10 protein-coding genes are annotated in these 10,400 nt (G+C 70.5%); 4 read left to right on the top strand and 6 right to left on the bottom strand.

Annotated elements, in window-relative coordinates; translation table 11 throughout:
• Nucleotides 1-524 (bottom strand): helix-turn-helix transcriptional regulator (locus AC08OT_RS15245; RefSeq protein WP_476602954.1); only part of this gene is annotated, 524 nt, incomplete at its 3' end.
• Between the two features lie 34 nt (nucleotides 525-558).
• Between AC08OT_RS15245 and AC08OT_RS15240 the strand changes: the two genes are divergently transcribed.
• Nucleotides 559-1,113 carry a pyridoxamine 5'-phosphate oxidase family protein gene (locus AC08OT_RS15240; protein WP_476592628.1) on the top strand — a complete coding sequence of 185 codons (555 nt, stop codon included), beginning with the start codon at nucleotides 559-561 and terminating at the stop codon, nucleotides 1,111-1,113.
• 263 nt (nucleotides 1,114-1,376) lie between these two features.
• Nucleotides 1,377-1,979 (top strand): TetR/AcrR family transcriptional regulator, encoded by a 603-nt coding sequence (locus AC08OT_RS15235; protein WP_476592627.1) that lies wholly within the window; start codon nucleotides 1,377-1,379, stop codon nucleotides 1,977-1,979.
• 107 nt (nucleotides 1,980-2,086) lie between these two features.
• Here the strand turns inward: AC08OT_RS15235 and AC08OT_RS15230 are convergent, their stop codons facing one another.
• Together AC08OT_RS15230 and AC08OT_RS15225 are read right to left on the bottom strand one after the other, a co-directional pair.
• Complete coding sequence (locus AC08OT_RS15230) at nucleotides 2,087-2,578, bottom strand: hypothetical protein (RefSeq protein ID WP_476592626.1); 492 nt, start codon at nucleotides 2,576-2,578, stop codon at nucleotides 2,087-2,089.
• A 70-nt stretch (nucleotides 2,579-2,648) separates the two neighbouring features.
• Complete coding sequence (locus tag AC08OT_RS15225) at nucleotides 2,649-2,891, bottom strand: type II toxin-antitoxin system HicA family toxin (protein WP_462202988.1); 243 nt, start codon at nucleotides 2,889-2,891, stop codon at nucleotides 2,649-2,651.
• A gap of 862 nt (nucleotides 2,892-3,753) precedes the next feature.
• On the opposite strand from AC08OT_RS15225, the gene AC08OT_RS15220 reads away from it, so the two are divergent.
• The gene (locus AC08OT_RS15220) at nucleotides 3,754-4,584 is read left to right on the top strand and encodes a bifunctional 5,10-methylenetetrahydrofolate dehydrogenase/5,10-methenyltetrahydrofolate cyclohydrolase (protein ID WP_476592625.1); all 831 of its coding nucleotides are present in this window, start codon (nucleotides 3,754-3,756) and stop codon (nucleotides 4,582-4,584) included.
• A 44-nt stretch (nucleotides 4,585-4,628) separates the two neighbouring features.
• On the opposite strand, the gene AC08OT_RS15215 is transcribed toward AC08OT_RS15220, so the two are convergent.
• Nucleotides 4,629-6,092, bottom strand: coding sequence for a sensor domain-containing diguanylate cyclase (locus AC08OT_RS15215; protein WP_462188763.1), 1,464 nt, complete (start codon nucleotides 6,090-6,092; stop codon nucleotides 4,629-4,631).
• Nucleotides 6,093-6,755: 663 nt separating this feature from the next.
• The gene (gene bioA, locus AC08OT_RS15210; protein WP_476592640.1) at nucleotides 6,756-8,033 is read right to left on the bottom strand and encodes an adenosylmethionine--8-amino-7-oxononanoate transaminase; all 1,278 of its coding nucleotides are present in this window, start codon (nucleotides 8,031-8,033) and stop codon (nucleotides 6,756-6,758) included.
• Nucleotides 8,034-8,473: 440 nt separating this feature from the next.
• On the opposite strand from bioA, the gene AC08OT_RS15205 reads away from it, so the two are divergent.
• Nucleotides 8,474-9,340: a rhomboid family intramembrane serine protease gene (locus tag AC08OT_RS15205; protein ID WP_476592623.1), complete on the top strand. Its 867-nt coding sequence runs from the start codon at nucleotides 8,474-8,476 to the stop codon at nucleotides 9,338-9,340.
• A gap of 88 nt (nucleotides 9,341-9,428) precedes the next feature.
• Here the strand turns inward: AC08OT_RS15205 and AC08OT_RS15200 are convergent, their stop codons facing one another.
• Nucleotides 9,429-10,289, bottom strand: coding sequence for a hypothetical protein (locus AC08OT_RS15200; protein ID WP_476592622.1), 861 nt, complete (start codon nucleotides 10,287-10,289; stop codon nucleotides 9,429-9,431).
• Nucleotides 10,290-10,400: the final 111 nt, after the last annotated feature.

The raw sequence follows: 10,400 nt of genomic DNA, 5'->3' as shown, positions 1-10,400 counted from the left end.
AGCCCGAGCGGGTCGAGCCGGCGGGCGACCTCGCGGTCCCGCCGGGCATAGCGGACGTCGACCCGATGCCCGGACCAGACCGCCCCGGCGACGGTTGCCGGGTGCGGGACGGCCTCGTCGCGATGGGACCAGCCAGGCGCGTCGAGGTGGAATCGCTCCCGTACCCGCGCGGGGTGCTCGCGGGGTTCCGGCGGGAGCGTGGCGAGGAGCTTGGTCCGGGCGGCCGCGGCGGACGCCGCCATCCCGAGTCCGCCCAGCACCTCTCCCCCCGCCCCGGCGAGGACCAGGGCGGCCGCCTCGTCGCCGGTCAGGCCGTCCAGCCGGGTGCGCCACCCGTCCAGCAGCCACACCCCACCGGCCCGCCCGGTCTGCGTCCACAGCGGCACGCCGGCCGCCTGCAGGGCGGCGATGTCACGGTGCACGGTGCGCACGGACACCTCGAGCTCGGCGGCCAGTTCGGCGGCCGTCGCCCGCCGCACGGCCTGCAGATGCAGGAGCAACGCGGTAAGCCGACTCGATCGCACGTCTGGGAAGCCTAGCCGTGAACCAGGACAGCAGATGGCAGAGTTTCCGGGTCACGATGGCGCGGTGACGACATCCTGGCGCGACTTCGAAACCGCGCAACCCGCCCTCGCCGAAACCGCACGCACCCGGTTCGCGGCATTCCGCCATCACATCCTGGCCACCGTGCGTGCCGACGGCTCCCCGCGCACGAGCGGAATCGAGACGAACTTCCGGTTCGGGGAGCTGTGGCTCGGGAGCATGCCAGATGCGCGCAAGTCCCGGGACCTGCGTCGCGACCCCCGGTTCGCCCTGGCCGCCAATCCCGGGCCGGGCCAGGACCTGGCCGGCGGCGACATCCGCGTCTCCGGGCGGGCCCGGTGGATCGACGATGAGGAGGTCCTGGCCTCCTTCGCCACCGAGATCGGCCCGCCGACGCCGTTCGACCTCTTCCGCGTCGAGCTCACCGAGGTGGTCCGCACGAGCGTCGACGAGCCGGCCGGGGAGATCGTGCTGGAAAGCCGGCGACCGGGCTATCAGGGGGTGCGGGTGCAGCGCCGTGGCAACGGGCCGGTGCGCGGAGACTGGGCCGAAGACGGGGCCACAGAGTAGACCATTGCAAGCCGCGGGACGACGTCAACATCGTTGACTATCATGATGCCATCAACGACGAGACCAACGATCCCACGGCGCCCCGGTCCGACGACGAGAGCCCAGGCTCCGAGGACACCCGGGAGGGTGACGCCGGCACGGACGATCCCGGCACGGATGACGACGAGCCGGGGGGCATTGGGACTGCCGGCGCGGAGACCGGTAGGCGGCGAGGTCGGCGGGTCGGTTCCCGGCGGACCCCGCGGGGCACGCTGTCCCGGGAGGTGCTGCTGGCGGCGGCGATGGAGGTCGTGGACACGCACGGCGCGGGCGCGTTCAGCATGCGGGCCCTCGGCGCGTTCCTCGACGTGGATCCCACGGCGATGTACCGACACTTCACGACGAAGAACGCGCTGCTCGACGCGCTGACGGACACGGTGATCCGCGGGGTGGAGGAGCTGCCGGAGACCGACGACCCCCGCCGGGACATCCGGGAGAACTTCCGTCAGCTCCGGCGCTCCCTGCTGGCGCACCCGACCCTGGCGCCGCTGGTGCTGCGCCGCCCGCCCGGGGTGGGCGCCTACTGGGAGCGGGCTGATCACGCGGTCGCCCAGCTTCACCGCGCGGGCATGGATCCGGCCGACGCCGCCAACGTCTACCAGACGCTGCTCTTCTACACCCTCGGCCACACCCTCAGCGAGGCCCGCCAGCTCGCCCGGGCCGTGGAACGGGAGGGGGCCGGCGCCCGCGGCGGCCCGGTCGCGGCGGTACGCCCGCCGGCCGAACACCATCCGGACCTCTCCGAGGCGGCACCCCATCTACGGGAGGAGAACGAGGCCCAGTTCCTCGCGGGCCTCGACCTCATCCTGTGCGATCTCCCCCGGTAGCCGCGCCCACCCACGATGCCGGTTCCCGCCGTCACGCGGACACTCACCGGCGGGCGCTGACCGATGAGGGCTCACCGATGGGGGCTGACCGGCGCGGGGCCCGGCTGTCATGCGCTGAGCTGGAGGCGTGGCCCGGCGAACGTCGCCATGATCTCATCAAAGGTTACCTCCGGCCGGTAGCCGGCACCCGGCGCTTTTTCACCTCGCCACCGGAGCGCGTCGAACTGCAAGGTCCACAGTTCGCTCTCCGTCGCCGGAAGCGCGACGACGACCGCATCGTCCTCGTCGTCCATCTGCCCGGTCAGCCAGGAGACCTGGTCCGACGGCAGCGCACAGACATACACCACCTCGCCCGCGGCGTTCGCCCGCACGGCGCGCAGTTGTTCCGCCTGGCTGTCCACGCCCAAGGCCGCGCCCAGACGCTCGGCGACCAGCTGCCGTTCCCAGGCGTCGGCATCCTGCGCGATCCGGACGATGACACCGCGCACCTCCAGCTCAAGGTGGATCCGCAGGTTGACGTCGGTGTCTCCGTCGAAGTACCAGGCGATCAGATCCGGCAACGCGGCACGAATCTCCTCGGCGGTCGTCTCGGCTGCCACCAGACCAGGACACTGCGGCGACCAGGCCGACCAGCAGGGGCCGTCCCGGCGAACCAGCACCGATACCGCCCTAGACACTATCGATCACCTCCAACGCCTCCTCGACCGTCAGCCCCACCTGCTTGACCAGTATCTGCCGGACGACCCCCGGCCCGACGGTGATCCGGTCATGAAAAGCGAGACGAAGTCGTGGACGTCCGTCCGCCTCCAGCCACCGGTGAGCTGAACCGTCCTGTTTTGTCACGCGATATCCCAATCGTCCAAGCACTCGCAGAAGCTGACGCGCCTTCAACGAGGGAAACTCCCCGGTCACGGAGAGCCGGGGGCCAGGAATGAAACCAGAAGAATCGCACGGATGGTCGTGCGGGCGAATGACTTCATCTCGATACTCCACGTCGTGGTCAAGGACGGGACGTCTCCATGGTAGCCGAGAAGAGAGGCAGGACAATAGATTCGGGAAAATGGCGCAGGATCTACCCTCGCTACCTACCTACCTACCTACCTGACATCAAGTTCCGTGGACTCATCGCAGTAGGACGAATGTCGCATTCATATCGCTACATCCGGCAAGCCGACCGGGTTCCTGAGTACAGCCGGCGCGGCGGGTGGCTCGGGATGCGGCGTAGCGGGCACCGGGCGCTTTTGGCCAGGTGCGTCGTTTCAGGTACATCGTTCCGGAGGTCCGTAGCCGCCATCACCCCGAACCGGGAAGATCATATAGAGTAATACTCGGATTTCCGCTCGGAATCGCCCACCTCGACTACACCACCGCACAGGGGCGGGCCTCTTCCGGAAGGCTTTCCCGGGGAGGATCCGTTATTCCGAAAATCCGAGGCACGAGAACCGGGCTGCCTGGAACCGGGCGTTCTGGAACCGAGTGCACCGAGCGGCCCTGGCGTGCTCCCCCGCCCAGGTTACCTGCCCACGTCGCCTTGCTACGGTACAACCGTGCCCGCCGCCGCCCCGCTCGCCGTGCCGGCGCATCCCGGGCCTTCCCCAGGTTTCGCGTGGTGGGTCAGGACGGCATAACCCGCGCGAGTGCGGGAAAGGCCTGCGGACAGCGGTGACTTATCCGTGCGGAACGGCCCAGACGTGCGGAACGGCCCAGACGGGCCATCAGGACCGCAAGGGCCACGAGAGCCAGACCACGAGAACGACGAGGATCGGAACGGCGCATGAGGATGCTCGACGGGCGGTCGATGGCCGCCGAGATCGGCAGGTACGTGGTCGACGAGGCCGAGAGGCTGGCTGCGGCGGGAGTCACGCCGACCCTGGCGGTGGTCCTGTCGACCGCGGATCCGGCCGCGTATTCCTATGCCGAGATCGTCGAACGGACCGCGGGCAAGGTCGGCGTGCGCTGCGTGCTGCATGAGCCGAAGGGCGAGCCGGCGACGATCCTCGACACGATCGACACCGTCGCCGCCGATCCGACCGTGCACGGGATCATCGTCCAGACGCCGCTGCCAGGCGGGCTGACCTCCCGCGAGGTCGGCGAGCACATTCCGACGGCCAAGGACGTCGACGGGATGAACCCGAGCAGTCTCGGCCGGCTCGCGCTGGGTCTGCCGAGCTTCGCGCCGGCCACCGCCGCCGCGGTGGTGGAGATCCTCACCCGGGCCCGCATCCCGATGTCCGGCGCCCGGGTATGCGTGATCGGCCGCGGCCCGGTGGTCGGCAAGCCGGTCTCGCTGCTGTTGCTCGCCGAGGACGCGACCGTGACGATCTGCCACTCCCGCACCAAGGGACTGGTGAGCATCGCCCACGAGGCCGACATCATCGTGTCCGCCACCGGCCATCCCCGCCTCGTCGGCGCCGGCTTCGTCCGCCCGGGTGCGACCGTCATCGACGTCGGCACCGTCGTGACCGAGACCGGGCAGGTCGGTGACGTGGACGCCGCGGCCGTCTCGTCCGTGGCGGGCGCCCTCACCCCGGTGCCGGGCGGTGTGGGACCGGTCACCACGATGCTCCTGCTGCGCAACACGATCCGGGCGGCGCGCGCCGCCTGATCGGCGCGCACCCGCCACCTGGCCTCGGCGGGGCCGCGGTGGCCTCAGACGGAGCTGTAGACCGACCCGGCGAGCCGTACCCGGTTACGACCATCGGCCTTGGCCCGGTAGAGCGCGGAGTCCGCCCGAGCGATGAGACCGGCGAGGTCACCGCGGGGGCCGTGATGTGTCGCGACTCCCACGGACACGGTCACCGACAGGGGAGGCCGGCCCTCCAGCCAGCAGTGGGTTCCGGCGACCTGGCGGCGGATCCGTTCCGCGACATCGGCCGCGTTCTCCAGCTCGACCTCGGTGAGCAGCACCACGAACTCCTCGCCCCCGAACCGTCCGACGAGGTCCCGGGGGCGGGTCGCCGCCCGCAGCGCGTCCGCCACCGCGATCAGGATGACGTCCCCGATGAGATGACCGAACCTGTCATTGACCCGCTTGAAGTGGTCGATGTCGACCAAGAGCACCGACAGCGGACGCCCCACCCGGCAGGCCCGGTTGATCTCGCGTTCCGCGACCTGGCGCCAGTACGCCGGGTTGGCCAGTCGGGTCTTCGCGTCGGACCGCGCGGCATGCAGGAGCTCGGCGTGCAACAGGCTGCGTTGCAGCAGCAGGACGGGGGGTGTGATCGCCAGCATGAGCAACGGGTTCGCCGCCCACAGCACCGCGACCACGATCGACGAGCAGATCTCGGCGGCCTGCGCGGGCACGAGGTCGCGGCACGCATGCCGGAGCGGGATCCGGGCGGGGATGACAGATGACGGGACGACTCCGGTCCGGCCCGGCCAGCCCGGCCGGGTCGGGCCGGCCGCCGCGCCGGACCACGAACCGAGGCTCTCCCGACCGCCGGGCGTCGCCATCCCCATCACGGTAAGCCTCATCCCCATCACGGTCAGCCTCGCCACGACCGGGTAAACCGCGACCGCGGTGAGGAAGGCCAGCACCGCGACGCCGGACCCGACGAGGTTGTCGACGGTGAACGGCCCTCGATCGGGGCTGAGCAGCAGATGGACACTGGAGGCACAGAAGCCCGCGATGCCCAACGCCGCGGCGTGGAACACGCGCAGGTGCGGCGGCTGTACTGGATCACGACGGCCGGCGAGCCAGCACAGCGGCAGGCTGATAACCGTCGGGTAGAACGGCGGCAGCAGGACCGCCGCCGCCACCGTCCAGGTGGACAGCAGGTCATGGCGTCGGGCCCTGGGAACGGTCAGATCCTCACCCAGCCGTCCGGACGCCACCACGGCCAGCGCCCCGAGAACAACGAAGGTGGCGAAGGCCGCGAGGTCGGCCCATCGCGGACGCAGACCCGCCGCCGCGAATCCGGCCACACTCAGCCAGCAGAAGACTACGATCAACCCCCGTCGCATCAACCCCCCGGGCGCGCGCCACAGCATCCAGCCGTGGCCGAGCAGGCGCAGCACGGCCAGGCGAGGTTCCGTGACGTGGGCGCCGGCCAGATGAGAGCCGGCCAGGCGTGGGCCGGCCAGATGAGGGCCCAATGGCGGAGGACCGATCATCCGGGGAGCGACGGGCTCGGCGCTCGCGGGTGGGGCGGACGCTTCGCCTCGTGCCGCCCCGCGACCGGTCCGGGCAGTCGCGCCCGCTCCCTGCGTGGTCACCCCGCGGGCTCGCCGCCAGCCACGCCGAAGGGTGCCCACCAGAACGGAACCCGCACCTCGCGCCAGTCGTATGCGTAACGGCATTGGTGGATGGCCTTCCTCGTTCTTGTCCACGGCCCTACCCGGCCGGAACCGCCCGGTGAATCCAACCTGGTCGCTGCTACTCACGGTAAATCCTCGAGAACGAAGAGTACGAAGGCACTTCGCCAATTCGCAACCGTCCGAATGCCGGTTCTTAGCCGTTCCCGGCGTCGCCGAGCCGTGTTTTCTCCCCAGCACGCGCGCGATAGTTGCCCAGAAAATGGCATCTGACCTGCGACGACGAATGCCGGGCCGAAGGAGGCGTCGCGACGGGCCGCCCAGCCGCGCCGGCTGCGGGACACCCTCGAGAGACCACATCCGACACGCCCGGGAAACGGCACGTCCGCCGCCCAGAGACCAGTGACGGCCGGAGAAGAGACCGCCGAGGGACCAGCTCGATGCCCGCCGTCCGCGCCTGGCCCCTGGCGGCGACGGAGGGCACGACGCGCCGGTGACACGGACGAACCGGTGACGCGGCGATCAGGTGGTGCGGGCGACCGCCTCGACCATCGCGGCGGTCAGGGTGGCCACGTCGGCGGGGGAGATGATGAACGGCGGCATCGTATAGACCAACCGTCCGAACGGGCGGACCCAGACCCCGAGATCCACCAACAGCGGCTGGATCACGGCCAGGTCGACGGGCTCCCGCGTCTCGATCACCCCGATGGCGCCGAGTACCCGCACGTCGGCGACCCCGGGCAGGTCGGCGGCCGGGGCGAGCCCGGCGGCGAGCCCGGCGGAGATCTCGCACACCCGAGCCTGCCAGGGCGAGGAGAGGAGCAGATCGATGCTGGCGTTCGCGACCGTGCTCCCCAGTGGGTTGCCCATGAACGTGGGGCCGTGCATGAACGCGCCGGCCGGCGAGTCGCAGACGCCCGCCGCGACCTCGTCGGTGCACAGCGTCGCGGCCATGGACAGGTAGCCACCGGTCATCGCCTTGCCCACGCACATGATGTCGGGACTGATGCCGGCATGGTCGCAGCCGAACAGCTCGCCCGAGCGGCCGAACCCGACCGCGATCTCGTCGGCGATCAGCAGCACCCCGTAGTGGTCGCACAGCTCGCGCAGCCGCGCCAGCCAGCCCGGCGCGTACCACCGCATGGCTCCGGTGCCCTGCACGACCGGCTCGCAGATGACCGCCGCGATCTCGCCGGCGTGCCCGGCCAGCAGCCCCTCGATCTCGGCGACGTGAGCGTCCTCACACGGCTCGTCGAAGGCGCAGGCCGGGGCGGAGGCGAACAGATGGCGGGGCAGGAGATGGCTGAACAGGTGATGCATGCCCGCGTCCGGATCACAGACCGCCATCGCGCCCGAGGTGTCGCCGTGATAGCCGCGCCGGATGGTGAGCAGGCGCGTCCGGCCCGGCCGGCCCCGCCCGGTCCAGTACTGCAGCGCCATCTTGATCGCGACCTCGACGGCGACGGAACCCGAATCGCACAGAAAGACCCGCCGCAACGGATCCGGCGTGATCGCCACGAGGGTTTCGGCGAGGGCCACCGCCGGCTCATGGGTCAGACCGCCGAACATCACATGGGACATCGTCTCGAGCTGCCCGCGCACCGCCTCGTCGAGCACGGGATGCCGGTAGCCGTGGATCGCCGCCCACCACGACGACATCCCGTCGATCAGTTCCCGGCCGTCGGTCAACGTCAGCCGGGTCCCCGCGGCGGATGCGACCGGGAAGAGCGGCGTGGAGCCGGACACCGAAGCATACGGATGCCAGACCACCCGCCGATCGCGGGCGACGAGGTCGCCCACGTCCGCTACCGGGGCCTGGTGCCAGGGGGTGAGCGCGGGCGGCGGGACGGCGGTCGTCGAACGAGGGGTCACCTTCCCACTCTCGCCCACCCCGGTCGACGGCGGTGGCCTGGGTGACGCTGGCCTGGGCCGATCGTCGTGCGTCTCACACCACTGCGTCTCACCCCACGGCGTCACCCGCCCGAGCTCGTCACCCGCCCGTCCTGCCCTCGAACCCCAAGCCGACAGGAGTCCAACTCGTGGCTACCCCCACTAAGTCCGCGGCGTCGAGGACGGCGAGCGCGTCGACGAGGACAAGGAAGTCACGTCGAAGGCGCCCTTTCGCGTTATGCCTGACCGGTGTCTGGCGGCCCGGCGTCTCTCGCGCGGGTACGGCTGGGTGCCAAGGTAGGAGTGCCAGGTAGGAGCAGCTACCCAGGCTCATCGGGCAGGATGTCAGTGTGGTCATCCCGATTCACGACATCAATCCCCTGCGCCGCCGCCCGGTCATGACCTGGCTGCTCATCGCGGCGAACGTGGTGATCTTCGTTTTCTTCGAACCGGTGGTCAGCTCGGTCGCCGGCATGGAGACGTCGGCGGCACAGAACATCTGCGAGCAGCAACGGTTCTTCCAGAAGTGGGGCGCGATCCCGTGGGAGCTGGTGCACAATGCGCAGCTCACCGCCGCGGGCTCCGGCCGGATCGGGGTGGACGCGGCCGGCAACCCGGGATGCATCGTGGAATCACCGCCCAGCTTCGACAAGATTCCGGTGCTGTCGGTGCTGACCTCGATGTTCCTGCATGGAAGCTGGCTTCATCTGATCGGCAACATGCTGTTCCTCGGGGTCTTCGGCAACAACATTGAAGATCGCATGGGCAGGCTGCTCTACCCGCTGTTCTACCTGGTCTGCGGATACGCCGCCGGGTACGGCTTCGCCCTGTTGGAGGGTGGGTCGACGAACACCCTGATCGGCGCCTCCGGCGCGGTCGCCGGCGTGTTGGGCGCCTATCTGGTGCTCTTTCCACGGGCTCGCGTCATCGGCCTGGTCTCCGTCCTGTTCTTTCTGCCGTTCTGGCTGCCGGCCTGGATCGTCCTCGGTTTCTGGTTCGCGTTGCAGTACATCTACTTCACCGGATTCGGCGTCGTCGACAGCGGTACCGTGGCGTACGGAGCACATGTAGTCGGCTTCGCGGCCGGCGCGTTGCTCGTCATGCCGTTCATCAGCCGGCTGCGAGCCGCCGGCCCCGGGACGCCGCTCCGGGTACCCCAGCACGGCTGGATTCGCGGCACGGGGAACTCGTCGGCCCGCCACCGCCGCCCCTACTGAGCGATCCCGGTCTTCCGCGGCCTGACCGTCGCGCAGTCCCGAAGCCGCGAAGGTCCGCCCGGCGGTCAGGCAGTCCAGCGGTCCGGCGTCAGGCCGCCGGCGACCCGCCGGCGATGGAGTCGGGGGTGGTGGAGTCGGCAGCCTGGTCCGCCGCGTCGTCGTCGGAGCCGCCCGTGTCGGCCGCGGATGCCACGGCCGCGGCTTTCCCGGCGGGAACACGACGTCGCAACAGACCGCGCCGGGCTCGCGGACGGCCCGCGTCGGCCGACCTCCGGCCGGGCCGCTTCCGGCCACCCGTCACGACCGGCGCGTCCTCGGCCTCCGCCGCCGCTGCGGGCCCGACAGGCTGTTCCCCGGTTGTCGAGGCGACCTCCGCGGGCTGCGAGTCCACGGCCGGCTGCGAGTCCACGGCGGTCGAGAAGGGGGCCTCGTCCGAGATCGGACCAGTGGCCAACTCGAGCGGCGCCGACGCCTCGCCGCCGACCCTTCCGGTCTCGGTGGCTTCACCGGTCTCGACAGCCTCGGCGGTCTCGGCGGTCGCCTCGGGCAGGTCGGCCGGAGCGGTCTCCTCCGCGACCCGCACGTCGAGAGCGACCGTCCGCCAGCCCTCGAAGACCTCCTGAACGGCGAAGTCCGCGGCGAGCAGAGCGTCACGGTAGCGAACGAACTGCTCGTACGACAGAGTCGGATCCGGCTGCGGTCCCGTCACGACGGGGACCTCGGAGGCCGTCGCAGCGGCGCCCGCGGCGGCGCCCGCGACAACGGCCGTGGTCACCCGACAGGTAACGCACCCGGCGGAATCGGTCGTCTCCGTCAGCGTCCAGGAACGGCTGGCCGCCGCGGCGAGCCGCGGATCCGTGAGCGCCGCGCCGCTGGCCTGCTCCGTCAGAAGCGTCGCGATCCTCGCCGCGACCGTGGTGGTCGCCACGTCGCCCCTACCCCATCGCACGACCGCACGTCCTTTCCCTCGATCTCTGTCTGCCGCTATGGGATCGTCATTAAATAAGTTGATCATTTGATCTGTGTTTGGGGTTCCCCTGTGATTGCCTCGGTACGGTTA

Source organism: Frankia sp. CgJB1 (genome assembly GCF_977947065.1).
This window is presented reverse-complemented; position numbering and strand designations above follow the sequence as displayed.

Coding starts and splice junctions, on each gene's coding strand:
- AC08OT_RS15240 (WP_476592628.1), top strand. CDS start 559: ATGGCAGAGTTTCCGGGTCACGATGGCGCGGTGACGACATCCTGGCGC.
- AC08OT_RS15220 (WP_476592625.1), top strand. CDS start 3,754: ATGAGGATGCTCGACGGGCGGTCGATGGCCGCCGAGATCGGCAGGTAC.
- AC08OT_RS15215 (WP_462188763.1), bottom strand. CDS start 6,092: ATGATCGGTCCTCCGCCATTGGGCCCTCATCTGGCCGGCCCACGCCTG.